The sequence below is a fragment of the Sorangium sp. So ce176 genome (genome assembly GCF_051519835.1).
GTDB classification, from domain to species: domain Bacteria; phylum Myxococcota_A; class Polyangia; order Polyangiales; family Polyangiaceae; genus Sorangium; species Sorangium cellulosum_G.
Genome location: NZ_CP150371.1, coordinates 7715177 through 7738167, shown reverse-complemented (window position 1 = coordinate 7738167; position 22991 = coordinate 7715177). Strand labels below are relative to the sequence as shown.

Here is a 22991-nt window from a genome sequence, read left to right as displayed (position 1 = left end):
CCACGCCTGTGACATGGTCCCGCGAGGCGCTGTCGAGGGGACGCCTAAGGCCGCGCCGGCCAGGCGACGGGCGTCGGCACGAGCCGCGGCTCGGTCGTCCCGTTGCCCAGCTCGCCGTTCTTGTTGTCGCCCCAGCAGAGCATCTCGCCGGTGCGCTTCAGCGCGCAGCCATGGTCGTCCCCGAGCGCCAGCTCGACGACGTCGGTCAGCCCGATCGGCTGCGGGGCGAAGCCGGTGTCCTGCGTCCCGGTGCCGAGCTGCCCCTTCGCGTTGTCGCCCCACAGGAGCGCCTCGCCGCTGGCTAGCACCGCGCCGGAGTGCCGCGCGCCGAGCGCGAGCCAGCGCACGTCCACGAGCTCGGGGATCTGCCGCGGCACCGCCTCGGTGTTCACGACGCCTGTCCCGAGGCGGTACTGCGCCCCCTTGCCCCAGCAGGAAGCCACGCCCTGCGCCGGCGCCGCGCATGTGTGCAGGGCGCCCGCCGCCGTCAGCGCGACGCTGGTCAGGCCCACCACGGCCGTCGGCGTGGTCTTCGGCTGGAAGCCGCCGACCCCGAGCTGGCCGTCCTGGTTGTGGCCCCAGCAGCGCATCGTGCGCTCACCCATCCGCTCGATCATGCCCGCGCAGGTGTGCGAGAGCCCGGCGCTCACCGAGGCCACGTCGTCCAGGACCACGGCGGGCACGAACAGATCGGCCTCGTCGCCGTACCCGAGCTGGCCGGAGCTGCCCTCGCCCCAACACCAGAGATCGTGCGACGCCGTCACCGCGCACGTGTGGGTCCCGCCGACGGCGACCTGGGTCGCGCCCGTGAGGTCCCTCGCGCGCACCGGGGAGAGGGCGTTCATCGCCTCATCGTCGCCGAGCTGCCCGCTGTTGCCTGCGCCCCAGCACGCCACCGCGCCGTCCGTCAGCACCGCGCACGTGTGCGTGCGCGCCGACGAGAGGCTCGCGGCGACCCGGTCGGCGGCGCCGCCGAGGCCGACGACCTGCCGGGGGATCTGCCGATCCTGCTGGAGCGTGCCGTCGCCGAGGTTGCCCCATGTATTCCTGCCCCAGCACCAGACCGTGCCGTCGCTGAGCACCGCGCACGTGTAATCCGTGCCCGCCGCGATGTGCTTCGGCACGACGCACGCGCCCTGCACGCACTGGCCGCTGCACGGCTTGTCGCAGCTCCCGCAGTGCGCGGTGCTCGAGAGGAGGTCCACCTCGCAGCCGTTCTCGGGGCCCTTGTCGCAGTCGCCGCGGTTCTCCTCGCACGCCGGCGACTGGCAGACGCCCTCGACGCAGCTCGGCGTGCCGCCGAAGGTCGAGCAGGCGACGTCGCACGCGCCGCAGTGCTCCGCGTCCGTCCTCACGTCGACGCACGCCCCGTCGCACGTCACCTCGTCGCCCGGGCACCCGTCGCCGTCGCCGCCGCTGCCGCCGCTGCCGCCGCTGCCGCTGCCGCCGCTGCCGTCGCCGCCGCCGCCGCCGCCGGTGCTCGAGCTCGTCGACGTCATGCCCGGCGGGCGGGCCGTGAACTCCTCGCCGCACGCGCCGGCGGCGAGGGCGCCGGCGACGGCGGCAGCCACGTACGCCGCCGCGATGGGCAGCGAGGCGAGCGGGAGCCGGCTGGCCCGAGGTCGATGCGTGAAAGCCATGAAGGCGCTTTTCCTTGCGTTGTGGCGCGGCAGCGCCGTGGGCGCGCGACGGCGCGGGCCGTATTCTAGACGAATTCGCGCGACGCGATCCCTGGCCCGCGCTCGCGCCCAGCCCGCCCGCCCGCCGCGATCAGCCCGCGGCGACGAGCAGGTCGTCGATCGGCGGCACCTTCTCGAGCACGCCGAGATCCACGAGCTGCTTCGCGAGCGTCTCCCAGCGCTCGCGGGTCATCACGCCGAGGCCCTTCTCCTTCACCTCCGGGGTCTCGATGAGCGGCCGCTGCGCCTCCGCCGCGGCGACGAAGGTCTCCGCGTCCATCGACGTGTTGAGCTTGGCCATGACCGCGTTGGCCCGGGCCGGATCCTGGAGGTACGCGCGCCAGCCCTCCCGCGTGGCGCGGACGAACGCGCGGACCCGCTCCGGGTTCTCCTTCCAGAGCGCCGCGCGCGTGATCACCACCACCACGTACGGGTTGAACCCCTCGGAGGCCACGAGGAACGTCGCGGGATCGCTGCCCTTGCGCCTCGCCGCGATCGGCTCGGCGGTGATGAAGCACTGCTGCGAGAGGTCCTTGTCCGCGACGAAGCGCGCGACGCCGCCGTCGTACGGCACGACCTTCACCTTGTCGAACCCGTACTTCTTCTTGAGGTACGCGGCGTAGGGCAGGCCCGGCTCGATGGCGAGCGTGCCCGACTTGAGCACGTCGGCGATGCCCTTCGCGCCGCGGCTCTCGTGGGTCATGATGGCCTGCGGCGACGTCTGGAACACGGCGAAGAGCGGGAGCACGTCGGCCCCGCGGGCGCGGGCGGTGAGCACCTCGTCGGCGCCGGCGATGCCGAAATCGACCTGCCCGCCGGCCACCATCTGGACGACCGGCACGCCGGCGCCGCCGCCGAGGATCTCGACGTCGAGCCCCTCCTTCGCGAACGCGCCCGCCTCGCGCGCGGCGTAGAACCCGCCGAACTCGGGCTCCGGGACCCAGTTGAGGGCGAGCTTCACCTTCGCGGCCGGCGCGCTCCCTGGCGCGGAGGCGGCCGGCGCGCTCCCTGGCGCGGAGGCGGCCGATGAGCGCCCGTCGCCCTCGGGCGCTTGCGAGCGCGAGCAGGCCGGGGCGAGGAGGGGGACGGCGACGAGCGAGGCGAGGCGCTGGAGGAACAGCCGGCGGCTGTCGAAGGAGTGCATCACCGATTGATCTCCGAAGGATGCCAGCGCCGCAAGAGCCGCTTGCCGGCGAGGTCGACGGCGCCGAACAGCGCGAGGCCGAGCCCGGAGGCGAGCAGCACGGCGGCGAACAGCAGATCCGTGCGAAGCTGGCGGTACGCCGAGAGGACCAGGATGCCGAGGCCGGCGGCGTCCTCCGAGAAGCCGGCGACGAACTCCCCCACGATGGCGCCGATGACGGCGAGGCCCGCCGCGATCCGGAGCCCGGTCACGATGTGCGGGAGCGCCGACGGCAGCTCGAGCTTGCAGAGCGTGGCGAAGCGGCGGGCGCCGTAGAGCCGGAAGAGGTCGCGCAGCGCGGGCTCGACGGAACGCAGGCCGGTCAGCGTGTTCGCGATGACCGGGAACACGGAGACGATGAACGCGGAGACAGCGACAGCGCGCAGGCCGGGGCCGCACCAGAGCACGAGCAGCGGGGCGATGGCGACGATCGGGACGGTCTGCAGGAAGACGGTATAGGGATACAGCGCCCGCTCGAGCGGCCGCGACGAGGCGAGCGCGACGGCCGCGAGCACGCCGACAGCGGCGCTGAGGCAGAAGCCGGCGAGCGCGGCCTTCGCCGTCGTGAGCGCGCCGGCGAGCAGGGTGGCGGCGTCGCCGGCGCCCGCGCGCGCCACGTCCGAGGGGGGCGGCAGGAGGTAGGCGGGGATGCTCAGGGCGCGGGCGAGCGCCTCCCAGAGCGCGAGCAGGAGGACGAGCGCGGCGAGCGGCGGCGCGACGGTGTGGAGGAGCGTGGGTCGCACGGCTGGGGCCTCTTAGCGCGAGGCCGCCGCGCCAGGAAGGTGGGAGACGCGCCGCGCGCGGTGCCGCGCGCGGCGGTGTCAGAGCTGGGCTACTTGCCCTTCTTCGCGGGCGCGGCCGGAGGAGGCGACGCCTTGGCGGTCGCGGCTGCCTTCTTCTGGTTCTTATCCGCCGTGTCCTGCTTCTTCTGTCGCTCTTTGGCCTTCGGAGATTTGTCACCCATGGGAGCACCGCCTCGGTGGATGCGTTGGTAAAACTCCACCTCGAACGAGGCTACCATCGCCTCCAGCGGCGAAGTCACGAACTTTGTACTGCGCCGTCGATAGCATTCCGGGCTCGCTCGTCCGCCCGCCGGCAGGGGACGGCGGCCTCAGCGTGGCCGCTGGCGCCTCGGGCGTGTGCGGCCGCGCGGCGGTCGACGGCTGTCCACGGCGTGGACACCGACCGCCCACCGGCTGGGCGCTGGCGGGGCCGATGCTCCAGGAAAGCGCTCGAAAACACGGCATCTCGAGCGGGCACCGGGCTTGCTGAACAGACCGGACGAAGGGCACCGAGATGCGCCGCTGTCCGCCGGCGCTCACCGGGCCCAGAGGGAACCCGTCATGAGAGCCACGTACCGGAATGATGAGGACGTCGCCCGTTTGCATATCGAGTCGCTGCTCGCGCGCCATCGCGAGCGGGTCGAGGCGATTCAAGGACGCCTCGGTCGGATCTATGTCCGTCGCGTCGCCCGGTCCCTGGCCGGCCAGGCCGCCCTGGGCGGCGCCGTCCTCGTCGTCGTGGCCGCGGCGGCGGCAGCCGAGTCTGTCCTCGGCATCCTCCGCGAGGGCGTCGCCACGGCGGCGTTGCTCGGCGCGTGGGCGATGGCCGCGCTCGCGTACGCCGCCGGTCGCAAGCTCGCCGCCGGGCGGCTCCGGCGCGCGCTCTCGCGCGAGATCGAGCGCAGCGGCGACGTGCACGCCGATCGCGCGAGGCTCGAGGCCTCCGCGCCCGAGGCGCGCGTGCGCTGCATGATCGACGCGGAGGAGCGCCGCAGCGTCGCGCTGCCGCTCGCCGGCTTCGCTGTGCTCGCGCCGCTCACGCTGCACCTCGTCGTCTACTGCCTCGTCAGCGGCTGGTCCCTCCCGTGGAGCGCGCTGCTCGAGGGCTTCGACGGCTGGGTTTGCCTGAGCCTGGCCATCGTGGGCCACGTGCACGTCATCGTCGCGTACCTGGCCTTCCGCTACGCGCGGGCGCTCCACGAGGCGCCGACGCGCGTCCTCGCCGATGACCCGCCGCCGGGCGCCCTGCGCGCGCTCGGCTACGCGACGCTCGCGGCCTGTATCCCGGGCCTGATCTTCTTCGTGATCCCCCCGATCCTCGTCGCCGTGACGGGCGCCTTCGTCGTCCCCGCGTTCGTCCTCGCCCGCGAGCGCCTCCTCGAGGAGCGGCGCTGGCTCGACGCGCAGCGAGACATGGCCGCGGCAGGCCGTGCGCGATGAGGTAGCTCACAGCGCACCTTCAGCGCAGCGCGTTGGCCCACGATTTTTACGCCGCCACGGACGGGACGGTGCACGTGCGTCTGGCGGTGCGCGGACGGTTCGTGGCACCTTCCGCCCGTGGCTTCCGGTGGCGGCATCTCGTTCATCGAGCTCGTCGCCCTCGGTTGGTCCTCGGCCGCCGCGGCGCCGGCGCCGATCCCCATTCGCGTCGACTTCGACGCCCCGCCGGATTGCTCGACGGCGGAGCAGCTCTACGAGGGCATCCACGCCCGGTCCGAGCGCGTGCAGCTGGCCGCGGAGGGTGAGGAAGGCTGGGAGGTCCGCGTCCGGCTGCGGCGCGTCGGGGCCCGCGTCCGCGGCGAGCTGCGTGTGATCCACGAGCGCGGCGCGACGGACATCCGGACCGTCGACGGCACCTCGTGCGACACAGTGGTCCAGGCGCTCTCGTTCACCGCGGCGCTCGCGCTCGACAAGGTGGCCGAGGAGACGGAGCCGCCGCCGGCGCCGCGGCCGTCGCCTGTCGCGCCGCCGCCGCCGCCGCAGCCCGCTGTCGTCGCGCCGGCGCCGGAGCCGGAGCGGCCGCCGTTCCGGCTCGAGCTCGGCGCACAGGTCGTCTTGACGCAGGTCGTCTCGCCCGGCATGAACCTCGGCGGCGCGCTCGTCGCCCGGTTGACCCAGCGCACCGGCAGCGCGCTGAGCCCTTCCTTCGGCCTGTCGCTGATCCACGCCCGCAACGACCTGATTCCGGGCGCTGACCGAGCATCTGTCCAGTGGACGTCTGCCACGCTCACCGCATGCCCGCTGCGCTGGGAGATCGCCCGCGCCGTCAGCGCAGCGCCGTGCATCACGGCGTCCGGCGGCTGGCTCGATGCGACGGGACAGGGGATCACGAGCCCGGAGTCCGCCGCGCGATCGTGGTGGAGCGCCGGCGGCCTCGCGCGCGCCGCGTTATCGCTCGGCGTGAGCACGGCCCTGGAAGTCGAGGCGGGCCTCGCCGTGCCGTTGTTTCGTCGTCGTTTCACCATCGGGTCTCCGGCGGAGACGATCGCCGAAACCCCTGTGATTTCGCCGCTCGCGAGCGTCGGGATCGTGCACACCTTCTGAGCCGGGCTTCTGGTGATCACTTTGACGCGCGTCGGGAATCATAGCGCATCATGGACGGCACCCCGACGCTGGGCCGCACGCGCGCTACCCCTTACGACCCGCGGCACCTGCGCCGGTCTGGCCTTGACTTGTCGTTTTCCACGAAGATCTCCTGTTTCTCGATGTCATGCCTTGCCTCGTGGTGAAGGTGAGCATGGGCGTCGGGGTGATGACGGCGGTGGCTTTGCCTGACACGGATCCGGCGGACAAGGCACCATCGGCCGCGCGCGTGAGCCAGCGAGATGCGCGTCTGCGGCGGATGGTCGACGCTCATCTCGATTTCATCGGTCGGGTGCTCCGCAACGCGGGCACCCCCGCCGCCGAGATCGATGATGCGGTGCAGCGCACCTTCATTGCCGCCGCCCAGCGGCTGGACGACGTCCGGCCGGGCGCGGAGAAGAGTTTTCTGCTCCAGACGGCGCTCAACGTGGCCGCCCACGCCCGACGGAGCGCGGCGCGCCGGCGAGAGGTCCCGGCGGCCGAGCCGCCGGAGGTGGTGGACGCGGCGACACCCGAGCAGCTCACGAGCCAGAAGCGAGCCCGCCAGATGCTAGATCAGGTCCTCGACCAGATGGAGCCGGATCTGCGGACGGTGTTCGTGCTGTACGAGTTCGAGGAGATGAGCATGGTGGAGATCGCCGGTGTGATCGGGATCCCACAGGGCACCGTGGCCTCGCGGCTTCGGAGGGCCAGGGCAGATTTTCGCGAGCGCGTACGCGCGCTCGAGCTCGTCACGACGAGCGAGGTGAGACGATGACCGAACCACGTCGCCTGCTGGAAGAGAGCGACAGCCCGCTCGAGCGCGCGCTGCTGAGCGCCGGCACTTCCTGTGCCACATCCTCGGAGACGCGCGCCAAGACGCTGGCCGCCCTGGGCCTCGCCGGCGCGGCTGCGCTGTCGAGCGCCGCTGCGCCCGCGGCGCTCTCCGCGGCGGGGACCGCTGCGGCGTCCTCACCGGTCGTCGCGAAGCTCGGCTGGACCAAGATCCTGATCGCGCTCTCGACGGTGGGCGCGCTGGCCGGGATCCCCGCCGGGTACCTCGCCTGGCGCGGGAGCCAGGCGCCGCCGCCCGCCGCTGTCGACCGCTTCGCCGGCGCGCTCCCGGGCCCGATCGAGAGGGCGATGCCGCAAGCGGCGCCGGCGCCCGTGGAGGTCGCCGCGGAGCAGGCCGCCGCCCCGGCGCCTGCGCGCAGCCCCCGCGCCGCAGCCGCCACGAAGCCCGGCGCGAAGGCGACCCCGGCGACCGCGGAGAGCGCCGCCCTCCAGGCCGAGCTCAATGCCCTCGACGCGGCGCGCTCGACGCTCTCCAGCGGGAACGCACAGGGCGCACTCTCGCTGTTGGACGCTTACACGCGGGAACATCCGCGAGGCCGGCTGAGCCTCGAGGCCGAGGTCCTGCGGATTGACGCACTCGCGAAGAGCGGCCGGACCGACGCCGCAGCGCAGCGCGCCGAGGCGTTTCTGCGCCGGCACCCGAACAGCGTGCTTGCCTCCCGGGTCCGGCGCTATGTAAACGATTAAGCTTCGGGTCATGCGCTGCCCCGTTCCCCTCCGCCGGCTCCTCCGAGCGTCCCGCATCGGCTGTGCGTGTGTGGCGCTCTGCGCGCTGCCGGCGTGCGTGACGACGGTGGACTGGCTCGGCGGCCCCGGCAGCACCGGCAGCGCCGGCAGCGCCGGCAGCGCCGGCAGCGCCGGCAGCGCCGGCGGTACTGGCAGCACCAGCGGCACCGGCGGTGCGGGCGGCACCGGCGGCGGCGAAGGTGGCCTGAGCAGCGACGATCTCCGCCCGCTGACCGGTCCGGATGCGTACCCCAACGTTCTCCGCGACGTGCTCGGCAAGACGGACGAGGAGATCGCGGAGAAGCTCGAGGACAGGTTCAACCAGCTCTTCTACGGCGACCCGTACACGGAGGCGATCTACTACCCGGTGCTCGGCACCGTCGATCAGGCCTTCATCTACGATGTCCTGCACATGGATGTGCGCACCGAGGGCATCGGCTTCGCGATGATCATCACGGTCGAGCTCGACAAGCGGAGGGAGTTCGACCGGCTCTGGCAGTACGCCAGGACGGAGCTCCGGTATGCGACCGGGCCCAACGCAGGTTATCTCCGGTCGTGGTGCGATATCCCCGGCGGCAAGGCGCCCTGCGTCGACCCGTTTGGCCAGCAGCAGATCGCGATGGCGCTGCTCTTCGCTCATGGCCGGTGGGGGAGCGACACGGGGAGCCTCGATTACGGTGCGGACGCGCTCGCCCTGCTCGATGTGATGCGGCACAAGGAGGAGCGGAACGGGGGCGTCGTCTCCGGCGTGACGAACATGTTCGACGCGGAGACGAAGCTCGTCTTCGACATTCCGCACGTCGCGGCGGCGAACACCACCCGTCCCTCCATCGAGATGCCCGCGTATTACGAGCTCTGGGCGCAGGCCACGGGGGACCCGTTCTGGTCCGAGGCCGCGGCGAGCGCGCGCGCGTACTGGAAGCAGGTCGCCCACCCGCGCACCGGGCTCATGCCGGAGCGCGCCGACTTCGGCGGCACCCCGTTGCCCGGCTCGGACGACTTCGGGGCGCAGGCCTACCGCACGCCGCTGAACATGGCGCTCGACCACGTCTGGTTCGGGGTCGACCCGTGGCAGGTGGAGGAGGCGGACCGGCTGCTGGCGTTCTTCTCGGAGCAGGGCATCGACGACTATGGCGGGGCGTACACGCTGGAGGGCGAGGCATCCAGCGTCCCGATGAGCCGTGAGGCGGCGCTCATCTTCATGAACGGCGTCACGGGCCTCGTCGCGGAGAACGAAGATCGCGCCGCGTACATCGAGGCGGCGTGGTCGATGCCGCCGTCGACCGGGACGCCTCGCTACTACTCGGGGCTGCTCCACCTGCTGTCGCTGCTGACGCTCAGCGGTCAGTTCCGCGTTTACTGAGCCTCTCGCGTCCGCGGCGGCGCTCATTCAAAGCGCAGGTGGTGGATCGACGACGCGCGCTCGCCGCGGAGCAGGCGAGGCACCCTGTTCACGCCGCGCAGCGCGCGCTCCATCGCCGGCGTCACCTCGCCGTCGCCGATCGGCCGTAGCCGCGGATAGCGCGCCACGGCGCCGTCCGCCGCCGGGATCTCCAGGCACGCGCGCAGCCGCGGCGGCGTCCGCAGCGGCGGGTGCGCCTCGTGATCGAGGATGAGCTCCGTGCCCTTCGCGAGGCGCGCGGACGCGCGCGTGAAGAAGGCGTCGACGAGCCCGGGCGGCTGCCGCTCCAGCGCGCCCTCGGCGATGAGGAGCGTGGGCACGTCGCCCGCGTCGCGGAGGCAATCCATCCAGCCCGTGCAGGCGATCGAGCAGGACCTCGCGATCGCGTGGCGGTCCGACGTCTGCCACAGGCGATGCGCGCACTTGAACTCGGCCACGTGCGGCGGATCGATGTCCACCCAGCGGAGCCTCCCGTTGTCGACGCGCGAGAAGCGCGTGCAGAGCCCGGCGTCGAGCGCGATGGCGAGGCCGTCCGGGTTCCGCTCGAAGTAATGCCGGACGAGCCCGTCGACGACCATGGTGCGCACCGCCGTGGTCCGGAGCGCGCGGTCGTCGAAGCTCTCCGGATCGACGTCGAGCGTGGCCAGCATCGCCTCGGCCCACGGGTCGGCGAAGCCGAGATCCGGGAACCGCACGCGCGCCGCGGCGCGCCCGACGAGCGAGAGCACCGCGCCCCTGGGGACGGTCGTGGAGCTCATACGCCCTCCGTGCGGCGCGGGGCGCGATGCCGCGCGGGCGCGCGCGTGCCCCGGAGCCGGCGCGTCACGACGCCACCCCGCCGCCGCCCCGGACGACCTCGTCGACGAGCGCGCGCTCGAGGCGCAGCACCGCGGACGCCTCCGGGAGCCTCGCCGTGGACAGGCCGTCGAGGAGCGCCGCGAGCTTGTCGTAGTCGGGCGCCTGCGCCTTCCAGTTCGCGATCGGGTACGCCTCGTAGAGCCCGCGCGTGAGCCGCGAGGGCGTCAGCACCGAGACGCGCGCCTCCGGGTGCCAGAGCTGCAGGTGCCAGAAGCCGCGCGCGACGAAGTACTCGAACTTCCGCCCGCCGAAGAGGCGCACCTCCCACCCCGCGACGACGAGCGCCAGCTCGCGCTCGCGAGGATCGTGCGGCGGCGGCGGCCAGCCCTCCACGCCAGCGGGCTCCACGAGGCGCCCCGCATCGGCGCGCGGAGGGCGGCCGCGGGCGGAGAGGACCGTGCGCGCGCTCACGAGACGTGTTCCTTGTGCACGTCGCACCAGGGGAGAGCGGCGAGCGCTGCGCCGCAGGAAGGGCTCGGGGCAGGGGGCATGGTTCGGCTCACGTTGGCTCCGTTGTTGATATTGAAAGTGATGTTCAACTTCGATACGTGGGGCTCCACGGGGTGTCAAGAAAAACCGGCATCGGCGGCGGCGAGCAGCTCCGGCAGAGGAGGGCCGCCGAGCCCCGGCCATCGCGGATAGAATGCGCGTCCGATGAAGCCTCTCCGTGCGGTATGTCCGCCCCCCGTCCCGCCCGGGTCTGCCGTGGCCCTCCTCCTCGCGCTGGCGGCGGTGAGCTGCGGCGCAGGGGACAGCAAGATGAGCCCCGGCGGCGACCCGACAGGCGTGGGCGGCGGCGAGAGCCATGGCGGCGGGAGCGCCGCCGAGGGCAGGGCGGGCGGTGGCAGCGCGGAGGCTGGCGGCGTGGGCGCGGGCAGCGTGAGCGGCGCCGCGGACGCGGGCATCGAGGTCGGCGGCCCGGGCGCGGGCAGCGTGGTCGGCGCCGCGGATGCGGGCATCGAGATCAGCGGCCCGGGCGCCGGAAGCGTTGTCGGCGCCGCGGACACGGAGCTCCGCGTGGTCAGGATCATCGCCATCGGCGACACCGGCGAGGGCAACCTCGCGCAGCACCAGGTCGCCGACCGGATGAGCGAGAAGTGCATCGAGGTCGGAGGCTGTCACGCCGTGATCATGAACGGCGACAACTTCTATGCTCACGGCGTGACCGACACCAGCGATGCGCAGTGGGGACCGAAGTTCGAGCAGCCCTACGACAGACCGGGCCTGAACGGACTGCCGTTCTACGCGGTGCTCGGCAACCACGATCACGGCCCGAGCAGCAGCGGCGTGCGGCAGGCGCAGATCGACTACTCGCAGCTGCCTGTGGGCGGCGGGCAGGGCAAGCGGGTGAGCGACAAGTGGCACATGCCCGCTTCGTATTATGATGTTCGCATTCGCCACGTCCATCTCTTCGGGATCGATACGATCGACTTCACCTCGAACGATCAAGCGGACGACATGAGCGCGCGGGTCGCCGCCTCGGACGCCACGTGGAAGATCGTCTTCGGCCATCACCCACGCTACACGTCGGGAGATCACTTCCTCGACAACGACTCGTTCGGGAGCTCCGGGATGTACGCCATGCAGCGGGCGATCTACTGCGGGGCCGACATGTACATGGCCGGCCATGATCACAACCTCGAGTTCATCGACAAGGGGCGCGACCCGGGCTGCCCGAACACCTATTTCGCCATCAGCGGCGCCGGCTCGAAGACCCGAGCGGCGTCCGCCGCCGTCCCGGCCGACCCGCGGCAGCTCTTCTACACGGATGCGATCGAGGGCTTTGCCTACCTGCGGTTCGAGGGCGACTCGCTGCGCTTCGAGTTCATCGACAAGCTCGGCGCGGTGCTCTACGTGAAGGAGATCACAAGGTAGCCGAGCGCCGCGCGCGGGCGGGGATCAGCGCCGCTCGCTGTCGCCCGGCGCGCCGGCGCTCGCGCTGTCGTCGGGCCGCCTGCCGAAGGAGATCGTGCTCTCGGTCCCGGCGAGCATCCGCCGGATGTTCGGGGTGTGCTTCAGCCAGATGAACGCGCCGAGGAGGAGCGAGAGGCAGAGCACGGGGGCGTGCCGCTCGCCGAGGAGCCAGAGGAAGAGCGGCAGCGCGAGCGCGCCGGCGAGCGAGCCGGCCGAGACCATGCGGGTCGCCCGCACGACGAGCGCGAAGACGGCCAGCGCGGCGAGCGTGGACCGCGGCGCCAGCACGAGCAGCACACCGCAGGACGTCGCGACGCCCTTGCCGCCCCGCAGGCCGAGGAACACCGTGTAGTCGTGCCCCAGCACGGCGGTGAGGCCGCCGGCCGCCGCGACCCACCCGCCCGGCGCGGCGGTGAGCCACGACGCGAGCGGCCCGGCGACGAGCGCGCCCTTCGCCATGTCCGCGGCCAGGACGGCCAGGCCGGGCTTCCAGCCGAAGGCGCGAAGGACATTGGTGGCGCCGATGTTCCCCGAGCCCAGCGCGCGGAGTTCGACCCCTTTGACGAACCGCGCAAAGAGGTAGCCTGTCGGGATCGCTCCGAGGAGGTAGGCGAGGACCAGATAGATTGCCGTCATCGGGCGCCTCCGTGCCCGCGTGCACCGGGGATGTAGCATGCGACGCGGCGAGCTTCAGGGCCGCTCTGGCGATCGCGACCATGGTACTCTGCGAGCATGGCCAACGCCTCGCCCGCTTCGACCCGGAACGGCCGCGCCCCCAAGATCGCGCTCGTGCTCGCCGGGGGCGCTGCCCGCGGCGCCTACGAGGTCGGCGTCGTGCAGCACATCCTCGAGGAGGTCTCTCGCGACATCGGCCGCGACGTGCCGCTCGACATCCTGTGCGGCACCTCGGTCGGCGCGATCAACGTCTGCGGCCTCGCGGCGTTCGCGGACGAGTCGCGCAGCCGCGCCCGGCGGCTCGCCGCGGTGTGGACGCGCCTCCGGATCGACGACCTCGTGCGGCTCGACGTGCGCGGCGTGCTCGCTGTCGGGCACGATCTGCTCCGCGGCGGGGCCGCGAGCGCGCCCGCGAGCGGCGTCCGCACCGCGCTGCTCGACACGTCGGGCCTCGAGCGGCAGATCGCGGAGGCCGTGCCGTTCGAGCGGATCGACGAGCACCTCGAGAGGGGGCTCCTGTCGGCGGTGACTGTGTCGACGACCCTGGTGAAGTGCGGCCGCACGGTCGTCTTCGTCCACCGCCGCGAGCCCGGGCTGCCGCCCTGGAGCCACGATCCGACGATCGCCCCGCGCGCCACCGCGCTCCGCGCCCAGCACGCGCTCGCCTCGTCCGCTGTCCCGATCCTGTTCCGCCCGGTGAGCATCGACGGCGAGCTCTACTGCGACGGCGGTCTGCGCCAGAACGTCCCGCTGTCGCCGGCGCGGCGCCTCGGGGCCGACGGCGTGATCGTCGTCAACCCGCGGTACATCGAGCCCGCCTCGTCCACGGCCGATCGCGAGGCGCCGGGCCTCCCGGGGCCCCTGTTCCTGCTCGGAAAGACGCTGAACGCGCTGATGCTCGACCGGATCGACAACGACCTGGCGCGCCTCGAGAGCATCAACGGGATCCTCGAGGCGGGGCGGCGCCGCTACGGCGAGACCTTCGTCGACGAGCTGAACGACGAGCTCGGGCTCCCGCCCGGGCGCTCGCTCCGGCCGCTCCGGTCGCTGCTCATCCGCGCTTCCAAGGACATCGGCAGCCTGGCGGCGGAGTTCGTGCGGTCCCCGGCGTTCCGCGCGCGGACCACGAGCGTGCTCGGCCGCGTGATGCGCCGCCTCGCCGAGGGCGACGAGCGGCGCGAGGCCGACTTCCTGTCGTACCTGCTGTTCGACGGGGAGTTCGCCGGGAGGCTCATCGAGATAGGCCGCGCGGACGCGCGCGCGCGGCACGAGGAGCTGTGCGCGTTCTTCGAGAAGGCGCTGAGCCCGGGGGGGTTCGACGCGCGGGATCGGTGAGCTCGGGAAGCATGTCGTAGCGCGCGCCGACCTCCGCGCGATCGCCGGGCGGGGCCGGCGGTGTAGACTCGCGCCGCGAGCATGGCACCTTCGGATCCCTTCGGCTGGGTGGGCGCGACGATCGGCGGCAAGTACCGGCTCGACGCCGTGGTCGGGGAGGGGGGATTCGGCGTCGTCTACCGCGGTCATCACCTCGGCCTGGACGAGCCGGTCGCTATCAAGTGCCTGAAGTTGCTCAACAATTTGGCCCCGGCCGAGCGCGAGTCGTTCCAGCGGATGCTCCTCAACGAGGGCAGGCTCCTCCACCGCCTCTCGAGGGCGAACGCCGGCATCGTGCAGGCGCTCGACGCGGGCGCCGCCGTCTCGCCGTCGGGCGAGTGGACGCCTTACCTCGTTCTCGAGTGGCTCGAGGGCGCGCCGCTCGACCGTGACATCGCCGAGCGGCGCGCCCGCGGCGAGGCGGCGCGGCCGCTCGCCGAGGCGGTCGCCCTGCTCGCGCCCGCGGCGCACGCGCTCGAGGCCGCGCACGCGCAGGGCGTCGCCCACCGCGACGTCAAGCCGGCCAACCTGTTCCTCGCGGAGATCGGCGGCCGGCCGACGATGAAGGTCCTCGACTTCGGCATCGCCAAGGTGCTCAGCGAGCTCTCGAGCATGACGCAGGCGATGGCCCAGACGGGGAGCACGCTCCGGGCCTTCACGGTGCATTACGGCGCGCCGGAGCAGTTCCACCACCGCTTCGGCGCGACCGGACCGTGGACCGACGTCTTCGCGCTCGCCCTGGTGCTCATCGAGGTAGCGTCGGGCAACCGCGCCCTGCTCGGGGGCGACGTCACGCAGCTCTACATCGCCGCGACCGATCCGGCGTTCCGCCCGAGCCTGCGCGGCGCGGGCGCGACAGCGCCCGAGGCCGTCGAGGCGGTGGTGCGCCGCGCGCTCGCTGTCGAGCCGCGCGAGCGCTACCGCTCGGCGGGCGAGCTCTGGGCGGCGCTCGAGGCCGCGATGGCCACGGCCGAGCCCGACGACGCCGGCGTGTCGGCCCCGCCCGCCGGCGCGCTGCCCGCGCCCGCCGGCGCGCTGCCCGCGCCCGCCGGCGCGCTGCCCGCGCCCGCCGGCGCGCCGCCCGCGCCCTCCCTCACCACAATAGGCGGCCTCACCGCGAGCGCCGCGCCGCCGGCCGCGCCGCATCCGGCGCCGCCCCAGGCCGCGCCCGCGGCCGCCCCAGGCGCTCCGCGGCGGCGCCTGCTGCTCGCGCTCGGCTCGGCGGCCGCGCTGGCCGCCGTCGCGGTCGCCGTCACCCTCGTCCGGCCCGGCGCCCGGGACGCCGCGCCCCCGCCGCGCGCGCGCGGCGGCCCGACAGCGCCGCCTGTCAAGCCGGCGCCCTCGCCCGACATGGTCCGGGTGCCGGCGGGCCGGTTCTCGATGGGCAGCGCCAGGGGGGGCAAATCCGAGCGGCCGCCGCACGAGGTGACGCTCACCCGCGCGTTCGACCTCGATCGCACCGAGGTGACGGTCGCCGCGTACCAGCGCTGCGTCGAGGCGGGCCGGTGCACGCCGAGCGGCCTGCACGGCCCCCGCGCGACCGACGCCGACGTCGCGCAGCGCGGCGCGCTCTGCACCGCGGCCGACCCCGCGAAGGCGCAGCACCCCGTCTCGTGCGTCGATCAGGCGCAAGCGGCGGCGTACTGCGCGTTCGTCGGCAAGCGGCTCCCGACCGAGGCCGAGTGGGAGTACGCCGCGCGCGGCACCGACGGCCGCGAGTTCCCGTGGGGCAACGATGCGCCGGGGTGCGCGCAGGCCGTCGTGTCGCGATCGCCAGCGCAGGCCTGCGGCGGGCGCGGCACGCAGGACGTCGGCTCGGCGAAGGCGGGGGCGAGCCCGTCGGGCGCGCTCGACATGGCAGGCAACGTCTGGGAGTGGGTGGCCGACGGCTGGGACCCAGGCGCCTACGCGAAGGGCGCCCGGACCGATCCGCTCGTCCCGGCGACCGGCAGCAAGGGCGTGCTCCGCGGAGGCTCGTGGGACTTCTCGGCGAGCACCGCCCGATCGACGTACCGGCTGGCGTTCGACCGCGAGGCAGGCGACGTCTCGACCGGCTTCCGCTGCGCTCGCTCGATGGACTGAGCGCCACCGCCCGGGGCCGAGAGGCCACCTTCCTGCCGCGCCGGGGATAGGCTATCTGTACGATCTTGATCGAACGTGGAGCCGAACAGCTTGCCGCTACGTAGGATAACAAGGAGAAGTGTAGTCGCGCCCTGGCGCACGAGGTCGGATCTCACGAGTGCGTCCCCGAGCGCAGGTCGCCGGGGACGACGAGGCCGCGCCTGGTGAGCGACGGCGCACCGAGCTCTCCCGTTCAACCAATCCGAGCGCACAGGAGCCCATGCAAGAACCCGAGAAGATGATCTCCCTCGAGGAGCGCCGAATGCAGCGCGTCATCAACGCGGTGGCGCTCGCATCCGCCGGAGAGATCGCGCTCGCCCTGAAGCTCCTCGAGGGTCTCGAGCAGGACTCCTTCGGGGTGGTCGAGGAGGCGCTGCGCATCTTCCTCTCCGAGCTCTCCGAGGCCACGCAGCAGAACACCCAGGCGCTCGCCGCGCTCGCCGCCTCCAAGCGCGAGCTCGAGAGCCAGCTCGAGACGATCCAGCGCCAGGAGCGCGCGATCCGGGAGCTCTCGGTGCCGATCATCGACATCTGGCACGGCATCCTCACGCTCCCGCTCGTCGGGCTGTTCGACTCGATGCGGGCCGTCGAGGTCACCGAGCGGCTCCTCGCGCGCGTCGCGGACGACAGCGACGTCGAGTGGGTGATCCTCGACCTCACCGGCGTGACGGTCGTCGACACGATGACCGCCCAGCACCTCATCAAGCTGGCCCAGGCCGTGCAACTCCTCGGCGCGCGCTGCATCCTCACCGGGCTGGGCGGTCACGTCGCGGGCACGCTCGTGACGATCGGCGTCTCGCTCGATGAGCTGAGCCCGATGCGCAGCCTCCGGGAGGGGCTCAGGTTCTGCTTGGCGCAGCGCAAGGCATACGACCTCACCGAGGTGATCCGCCGGAGCGTCGAGCGGATGGACGCGTCGCGCGAGACGGACTCCTGACCGTCGAGACGTCCAGCGGAGAGCGCGCCGTGAGCGGCACCACCGCTCACGCGCTCGCACCTGCGCTCGCCGGGCGCCTCGAGTGCGGCTCGTCTTTGCCGAACGCCGGCCGTATGCCAAGGGATTCGAACCCGCCGCATGAAGAACCCGACGATCCCTGCTCGTTTCCAGGACACAGCAGAAGCCCGCCGCCGCTTTGGTGATCAGCTCGATCGCCTGGCGCCCTTCCTGCACCGCGTCGATCCTGTCGCCGACGCCGTCGTGGACGCGTTCGCGTCGATGCCCTCGGGCCAGGGCTTCCGCCTGCTCGAGGCCGCCCTCGCGCGCGGCATCGACGCGGTGCCCGACGCCCCGGCCGAGCTGCGCGCGCTCTTCGCGGCCGTCGATCACGTGCCGCTCTGGGTCGACTGGGAGGCCGTGAACCGCGGCGGGACGGCGTTCCTGCGCACGGGCATTCTCGGCGGCATCCTGCTCGCGATGCAGGCGCTCATCCTCGGGTATGCCTCGCCGGGCGGGAACAAGCCGCTCGTCTTCTCGGGGAGGCTCCGCGAGCAGGCCCCGCGACGCCTCGGCGAGACGAGCCGGTTCGTCCACGCCGTGAGCCTGGCGGACGGGATGCGCCGCTCCGGCGAGGGCTTCGCGATCACCGTGAAGGTGCGCGTCATGCACGCCCAGGTGCGGCGCCTCATCCGCGCGAGCGGCCGGTGGAAGACGGAGCTCTGGGGCGAGCCGATCAACCAGCACGACATGGTCGCGACAGCGCTGCTCTTCTCGGTCGCCGTGCTCGACGGCTTCGACAAGCTCGGCTACCACATCCCGCCCGCGCAGAAAGAGGATCTCGTCCACCTCTGGCGCTACGTCGCCCACGTCATCGGCGTCGAGCCGGAGCTCATCCCCGGGTCCTACGCCGAGGCGAGGCGCCTGGCCGAGATGATCTTCGCCACGCAGGGCGCCCCGGACAACGACTCGCGCCTGCTCGTGAGCGCGCTGCTCTCCCACGGGATCGGCAGCGGGTGGACCGAGAGCCAGCGCCGTCGCGCCGAGCAGCTCGTGTCCATCTTCTGCAGCGTCTCCCGCAGCGTGCTGGGCGAGGATCTCGCCGATCAGCTCGGGGTGCCGCGGCAGAGCTCCCTCCTCACCGTCCCGCTCCTCCGCGCGATCGCCGCCGCCTCGAGCCGCGCGCACGCGCTGCCGTCGCTGCAGCACTTCGCGCTCGACCTCGGCGATCGCTACTGGCAGCGCTCCGTCGCCGTCGCCCTGGGCGGCCGCCCGGCCGACTTCGCGCCTCCGGAGGGGTTCGTCGGCAGGGGGACGTGAGGGACGGCCGCCGCGCGGCCAGCCGAGCGCGATGCGGATCTCCCCGAGGCCGCGTCCCGGGGGCGCGCCACAGGCGGTCGGGGTTGAAGAGCGCTCCGGTTCTGCGGTACGGACCTCCGTCATGGAGATCATTCCCTACGGTGGTTGGAAGCGCGCTGCGCGGCTCGTCTGCGGCGACACGGAGCTCGTCGTCACCCTCGACATCGGCCCGCGGATCATCCGGTATGGCGTCATCGGCGGCCCGAATGAGCTCTGCGAGATCCCCGAGGACCTGGGCGCGACCGGCGGGACCAAGTACAGGTTCTATGGCGGCCACCGGCTCTGGATCGGCCCCGAGGACGAGCTGCGGACGCTGCAGCCCGACAACGATCCGGTGGACTACCGGGAGGAGAACGGCGCGCACGTGTTCCGGCCCCCGGCGGACAGGTACGGAATGCAGAAGGAGATCCGCATCACGGCGGACCCCGCGGCGGGCAGGTTCGTCCTCGATCATTCGATCGAGAACCACGGCGCCTATGCGGTCGAGTTCACGCCGTGGGCGCTCACCGTGATGGCGGGCGGCGGCGAGTGCCTGCTCCCGCACGCCCCGTTCTTCCCGCACCCCGACCGCCTCCTGCCCGCGCGGCCCCTCGTGCTCTGGTCGTACACCGACATGGCCGATCCCCGGTGGACCTGGGGCAAGCGCGTGGTCCGCCTTCGGCATGTGGCCGGCAAGAGCCCGCAGAAGGTGGGTGCGCTCGTGAGCCAGGGCTACGCGGCGTACGCGAACCACGGGAACGTGTTCCTGAAGCGGTTCCCGTTCGTCGAGGGCGCCACCTACCCGGACATGGGGGTCAATTTCGAGACCTTCACGAACCAGGACATGCTCGAGGTGGAGTCGCTCGGCCCGCTGCAGCGCGTGGAGCCGGGCGCCCGCGCGCAGCACAGGGAGGCGTGGTATCTCCTGAAGGGCGCGCAGCCGCCCGCCGACGACGGCGCGTGCGCGGACTGGCTCGAGGCGGCGGCGAAGCAGAGACCGCTGTGAGCCGCAGATCCTGAGTCCACCGCCAGCGCGCTCAGCTCAGCTCACCGCCGCGCGGCGATCTTCACGTCACCGAACATCACGCCCCGGGTTATCGGCCGCGCCAGGAAATCGTGCGGGAAGCCGAGCTCGACGGCGCTGGCCTTGTCGAGCCGGGCGCGCTGGCCGTCCGTCAGCCGCACGTCGAGCGCGCCCAGGTTGTCCTCGAGCTGCTCCAGCGTCCGCGCGCCCAGGATCGGCGCTGTCACGGCCGGGTGGAGCAGCGCCCAGGCGAGCGCGATCTGCGCCGGCGTCTTGCCGCTCTCGGCCGCGACAGCCTTCACCACCTCGGCGATGCCGAGGCCCCGCTCCGTCAGCGCGCCGTTGGCGGCGGCGATGTTCTTGCGCGTATCGATGTAATCGGTCCTGAGCCGCCCGAGGCTCGCCTCGACCGAGCGCACCATGCTCTTGCGGTGGTTGCCGCCCGAGTTGGGATCTCCGGGGCGCATGCTGAGCGTGTACTTGGTGGCCAGCACGAGGCGCTCGCGCCGGTCGCCGGCGAGCTCGCCGACGAGCCGCTCCGAGGTGCCGTTCGTGTACTTGTTGGCCGTGTCGATGAAGTTCCCCCCGCGGTCGAGGTAGACATCGAGGATGCGCCTGGCCTCCTCGCGGTCGCTGCCCCAGCCCCAGTCGGTGCCGAACGTCATCGCGCCGAGGGCCAGCGGGGAGACGCGCAGGCCCGAGCGCCCCAGCAGCCGGTAGGTATCGAGAGAGAGAGCGTTGGTCATGGTGGGCTCCACAGGTGCGGCGGGCGCGTCAGGCGCCCTGCCTGGACCCGGACCTTATGGCGCTGGCTCCCTGCAAAAAATCCTGCATGATCGAACGAGCCTGTTAAGCCATGGGTACACAATGCGCGGGAGAGAGTTCGCCGATCTGACAGCGTTCGCGGTCATCGTGGAGCACGGCAGCTTCGCCCGCGCGGCGGCGCACCTGCGCGTCTCGCCGTCGGCCCTCAGCCAGACGATCCGGGGGCTGGAGGAGCGGCTCGGCGTGCGCCTCCTGAACCGCACCACGCGCAGCGTCGCGCCGAGCGAGGCGGGGGCGCGGCTGCTCTCGCGGCTGGCCCCGGCGCTGACCGAGCTGGACGCGGCGGTCGCGGACGTGAAGGCAGTGGGGGACAGGCCCGCGGGCGTGCTCCGGATCAACACGGCGCGGGTGGCCGCGCTCTGGGCGCTCGCCCCGCTCTTCGGCCGGTTCCTCGAGGCGCACCCGGACATCGTGCTCGACGTGGTTGTCGAGGACGCGATCGCCGACATCGTCGCGCGCCGCTTCGACGCCGGCGTCCGGCTGGGCGAGCGCCTCGAGAAGGACATGGTGGCCGTGAGGCTGAGCGGTGATCTCACGATGATGGCGGTGGCGTCGCCGGGCTATCTCGCGCGCCACGGCGTCCCCGCGACCCCGCGCGACCTGCACCGGCACCGCTGCATCAACACGCGGTGGCCGACGGACGGCAGCCTGTATCGATGGGAGTTCGAGAAGGGGAAGCAGTCTCTCGAGGTCGCTGTCGACGGCCCGCTCATCGTCAACGACGTGGACCTCGCGCTGCGCGCCGCGGTGGACGGCGTGGGCATCGCCTACGTGTTCGACGAGCAGGCGAGGCCGCTTGTCGAGGCCGGGAAGCTGGTCCAGGTCCTCTCGTCCTGGTCGCCGTCGTTCCCGGGTTTCTATCTGTATTACCCGAGCCGCCGGCAGACGCCGCCGGCGCTGCGCGCGTTCGTCGACTTCGTTCGCCGCGCGGCCCGCCGGAGGCGAGGGCGCGGCGCGCCCGCCCCGCCGTCTCCCCCGGTCTCCACGGAGGAGATGCACGTCGGGTTCCTCCCGGAGGCGTCTACATCGACGATATCAGCTTCACCAGGTGACCGCCTGAGAGGCGCGCGGCCAGGCGCGGCTCGAAGCCAGCCCCGGTCAGGGTGAGAATCGGGCGATCAGGTTGCCGAACTCCTGCGCGACCACCTCGCTCAGCGGCTCGAAGGAAACCCCTTCCGTCATGCGGAAGTTGCGGACCCACACGAGCTCCGTGCGATTGCCGCAAGCCTGGAGCGTCAGGGTCGATTCGAGCTCCTCGATCCCGAGGGACGGCTCGATCAGTCGATATTCGAACCGGTGCTCGTGATGGTCGCGGGCCACGACGAGCAGCCGGATCAGGCCGCCGTCGAGGATGAAGTTCAGCTCGTCGCCCACCGACTTGCCGTTGCCAACCACCCAGTGCAGATCCGTGGCATTCGGCAGCGCGACCTCGAAAAAGCGCTCGAGAGAACCCAGCTTGGCCCACACTTTCCCGACCGGAGCGTCGAGCAGGACCTGTTGCTCGGAGCGATAGCGGTCCGGCCCCGTGACGGTGATGACGGATTGGGTGGGAAGGTCGCACTCGCAACCGAGCGCGAACGACTGTTCAGCCGTCTCCTCCGCGGTCGCCTCCAGGGCGCAGCCCGTGACCAGCAAGCTCCCGCCCACGATGCCCGCCAGGCAGGCGGTATTCTTCAGTCGTGAAATCACTGTTACGCTCCCTTCGATTTCGCGCCCCTGCGCCGTCGTGCCTCCCAGGAGCACGACGGCGCTCGTACCGGGCACGGTCCCTGGCTACACCGCGAGCCGCTCATGGGGGCGCGTGTAGACCAAGGTTTCTATGATGTTCAAGAATGCGTGAGAACGATAACATATGGAAAGTATTGCGCAATAGCTGAACGTCTGGCACCGTCGGTGCTGCTCCGGTTCCGGGCGCATTCGCGACAGTCGATCTCGGAGCGCCGCTCGATCCGTGCTTATCGAGGCGCCGTGACGCGCTCTACGGATCGCCGGGACGGTCAGGCGCAGCGCTGCCGGGTCGAGCGGCCGCGCGCCTCAGGAATCCCTCGATCGCCCGCGCCGACGCCTCCGGCGCGAGCTGCAGCACGAGGTGCGGCGCGTCGACGGTGACGCGCTCGAGGTCGGGCCGCATCCGGCAGAGATCGCGGAGCACGCGCGGCGGCACCAGCGCGTCGCCCGCGGCGGCCAGGTAGAGCAGGGGCACCGCGCAGCGCTGGAGCAGCGCGCGCGCATCCACGGACAGCACCTCGCGCACGCGCGCCGCCATCACCGCAGGGTCGACCGTCTCCACGTTCGCGGCCACGCGCTCGAGCCAGTCGGCGGACGCGCGCGCGCCGACGAGGTAGCGCCGCGAGACGAGCTCCGGCGCGCGCCGGCGGAAGAGCCACGGGCCGACGAGGTGCCGCGCGAGCGACGGGACGAGCCACACCGGGTTCCTGACGAAGGTCGCCACGAGGACCACGCCGACGAGCCCTCCGGGGCGCCGGCACGCCAGCCTGAGCGCGAGCGGCCCCGAGAACGACTCGCCGAGCAGCGCATACGGCCCGTCCGCGGGGAGGCGCTCCGCGACCATCGCCTCGAGGGCGTCGTAGTCGAGCGCCCGGTCCGCGGGGTAGGAGACCACCTCCGGCGCGACGTCGCCGGACAGCGCCGAGAGGAAGGGCTCGAAGAGCGCGCCGGTGCCGTCGAGGCCGGGGAGGAGCAGCAGCCGGAGCGGCGCGTTCACGGGCGCGAGCATCC

Annotated in this window: 21 protein-coding genes and 1 pseudogene; 12 read left to right on the top strand and 10 right to left on the bottom strand. The window is 72.6% G+C overall.

What is annotated here, in order from left to right; genetic code table 11:
• Nucleotides 1-44: 44 nt before the first annotated feature.
• The 4 genes from WMF42_RS28950 to WMF42_RS28935 form a co-directional block, all read right to left on the bottom strand.
• The gene (locus WMF42_RS28950; protein ID WP_437686144.1) at nucleotides 45-1640 is read right to left on the bottom strand and encodes a hypothetical protein; all 1596 of its coding nucleotides are present in this window, start codon (nucleotides 1638-1640) and stop codon (nucleotides 45-47) included.
• 130 nt (nucleotides 1641-1770) lie between these two features.
• Nucleotides 1771-2823, bottom strand: a complete 1053-nt coding sequence (locus tag WMF42_RS28945) for an ABC transporter substrate-binding protein (RefSeq protein ID WP_061607457.1) — start codon at nucleotides 2821-2823, stop codon at nucleotides 1771-1773.
• Nucleotides 2823-3605, bottom strand: a complete 783-nt coding sequence (locus tag WMF42_RS28940) for an ABC transporter permease (protein WP_061607458.1) — start codon at nucleotides 3603-3605, stop codon at nucleotides 2823-2825. The genes WMF42_RS28945 and WMF42_RS28940 overlap by 1 nt, the downstream gene beginning before the upstream one ends.
• An 89-nt stretch (nucleotides 3606-3694) precedes the next feature.
• Nucleotides 3695-3826 (bottom strand): hypothetical protein, encoded by a 132-nt coding sequence (locus WMF42_RS28935; protein WP_267888070.1) that lies wholly within the window; start codon nucleotides 3824-3826, stop codon nucleotides 3695-3697.
• A gap of 379 nt (nucleotides 3827-4205) precedes the next feature.
• Here WMF42_RS28935 and WMF42_RS28930 point away from each other — a divergent pair, with 379 nt between their 5' ends.
• From WMF42_RS28930 to WMF42_RS28910, 5 genes are all read left to right on the top strand, one after another.
• Complete coding sequence (locus WMF42_RS28930) at nucleotides 4206-5084, top strand: hypothetical protein (RefSeq protein WP_437686143.1); 879 nt, start codon at nucleotides 4206-4208, stop codon at nucleotides 5082-5084.
• Nucleotides 5085-5201: 117 nt separating this feature from the next.
• Complete coding sequence (locus tag WMF42_RS28925; protein ID WP_061607460.1) at nucleotides 5202-6188, top strand: hypothetical protein; 987 nt, start codon at nucleotides 5202-5204, stop codon at nucleotides 6186-6188.
• 298 nt (nucleotides 6189-6486) lie between these two features.
• The gene (locus WMF42_RS28920; protein WP_437686142.1) at nucleotides 6487-6984 is read left to right on the top strand and encodes an RNA polymerase sigma factor; all 498 of its coding nucleotides are present in this window, start codon (nucleotides 6487-6489) and stop codon (nucleotides 6982-6984) included.
• On the top strand, nucleotides 6981-7748 hold the full coding sequence (locus WMF42_RS28915; protein ID WP_061607461.1) for an outer membrane protein assembly factor BamD: 768 nt from the start codon (nucleotides 6981-6983) through the stop codon (nucleotides 7746-7748). Before WMF42_RS28920 ends, WMF42_RS28915 begins: the two co-directional genes overlap by 4 nt.
• A 10-nt stretch (nucleotides 7749-7758) precedes the next feature.
• Nucleotides 7759-9150, top strand: coding sequence for a glycosyl hydrolase family 8 (locus tag WMF42_RS28910; protein WP_437686141.1), 1392 nt, complete (start codon nucleotides 7759-7761; stop codon nucleotides 9148-9150).
• A 23-nt stretch (nucleotides 9151-9173) separates the two neighbouring features.
• On the opposite strand, the gene WMF42_RS28905 is transcribed toward WMF42_RS28910, so the two are convergent.
• Entirely contained in the window at nucleotides 9174-9947 is a 774-nt protein-coding gene (locus WMF42_RS28905; RefSeq protein WP_437686140.1) for a class I SAM-dependent methyltransferase, read from the bottom strand.
• 64 nt (nucleotides 9948-10011) lie between these two features.
• A complete protein-coding gene (locus WMF42_RS28900; protein WP_437686139.1) occupies nucleotides 10012-10458 on the bottom strand; it encodes a hypothetical protein in 447 nt (148 codons plus the stop codon).
• Between the two features lie 243 nt (nucleotides 10459-10701).
• On the opposite strand from WMF42_RS28900, the gene WMF42_RS28895 reads away from it, so the two are divergent.
• Nucleotides 10702-11922: a purple acid phosphatase family protein gene (locus WMF42_RS28895; protein ID WP_437686138.1), complete on the top strand. Its 1221-nt coding sequence runs from the start codon at nucleotides 10702-10704 to the stop codon at nucleotides 11920-11922.
• A 24-nt stretch (nucleotides 11923-11946) separates the two neighbouring features.
• Here the strand turns inward: WMF42_RS28895 and plsY are convergent, their stop codons facing one another.
• On the bottom strand, nucleotides 11947-12597 hold the full coding sequence (gene plsY, locus WMF42_RS28890) for a glycerol-3-phosphate 1-O-acyltransferase PlsY (protein ID WP_061607464.1): 651 nt from the start codon (nucleotides 12595-12597) through the stop codon (nucleotides 11947-11949).
• 96 nt (nucleotides 12598-12693) lie between these two features.
• Between plsY and WMF42_RS28885 the strand changes: the two genes are divergently transcribed.
• From WMF42_RS28885 to WMF42_RS28865, 5 genes are all read left to right on the top strand, one after another.
• Nucleotides 12694-13971 carry a patatin-like phospholipase family protein gene (locus WMF42_RS28885; protein ID WP_061607465.1) on the top strand — a complete coding sequence of 426 codons (1278 nt, stop codon included), beginning with the start codon at nucleotides 12694-12696 and terminating at the stop codon, nucleotides 13969-13971.
• 81 nt (nucleotides 13972-14052) lie between these two features.
• Nucleotides 14053-16092 carry an SUMF1/EgtB/PvdO family nonheme iron enzyme gene (locus WMF42_RS28880; protein ID WP_437686135.1) on the top strand — a complete coding sequence of 680 codons (2040 nt, stop codon included), beginning with the start codon at nucleotides 14053-14055 and terminating at the stop codon, nucleotides 16090-16092.
• Nucleotides 16093-16351: 259 nt separating this feature from the next.
• The gene (locus WMF42_RS28875; RefSeq protein WP_081426916.1) at nucleotides 16352-17068 is read left to right on the top strand and encodes an STAS domain-containing protein; all 717 of its coding nucleotides are present in this window, start codon (nucleotides 16352-16354) and stop codon (nucleotides 17066-17068) included.
• A 138-nt stretch (nucleotides 17069-17206) separates the two neighbouring features.
• A complete protein-coding gene (locus WMF42_RS28870) occupies nucleotides 17207-18385 on the top strand; it encodes an oxygenase MpaB family protein (protein WP_437686133.1) in 1179 nt (392 codons plus the stop codon).
• Between the two features lie 121 nt (nucleotides 18386-18506).
• Complete coding sequence (locus WMF42_RS28865; protein ID WP_061611762.1) at nucleotides 18507-19409, top strand: hypothetical protein; 903 nt, start codon at nucleotides 18507-18509, stop codon at nucleotides 19407-19409.
• Between the two features lie 41 nt (nucleotides 19410-19450).
• Here WMF42_RS28865 and WMF42_RS28860 read toward each other — a convergent pair whose 3' ends face one another.
• Entirely contained in the window at nucleotides 19451-20173 is a 723-nt protein-coding gene (locus tag WMF42_RS28860; RefSeq protein ID WP_061611761.1) for an aldo/keto reductase, read from the bottom strand.
• A gap of 121 nt (nucleotides 20174-20294) precedes the next feature.
• On the opposite strand from WMF42_RS28860, the pseudogene WMF42_RS28855 reads away from it, so the two are divergent.
• Nucleotides 20295-21200, top strand: a pseudogene (locus WMF42_RS28855) (LysR family transcriptional regulator); the annotation flags it as partial.
• 150 nt (nucleotides 21201-21350) lie between these two features.
• Here WMF42_RS28855 and WMF42_RS28850 read toward each other — a convergent pair.
• Both WMF42_RS28850 and WMF42_RS28845 read right to left on the bottom strand, forming a co-directional pair.
• A complete protein-coding gene (locus WMF42_RS28850) occupies nucleotides 21351-22016 on the bottom strand; it encodes an SRPBCC family protein (RefSeq protein ID WP_437686130.1) in 666 nt (221 codons plus the stop codon).
• Nucleotides 22017-22230: 214 nt separating this feature from the next.
• Entirely contained in the window at nucleotides 22231-22977 is a 747-nt protein-coding gene (locus tag WMF42_RS28845; protein ID WP_199694107.1) for an alpha/beta fold hydrolase, read from the bottom strand.
• Nucleotides 22978-22991: the final 14 nt, after the last annotated feature.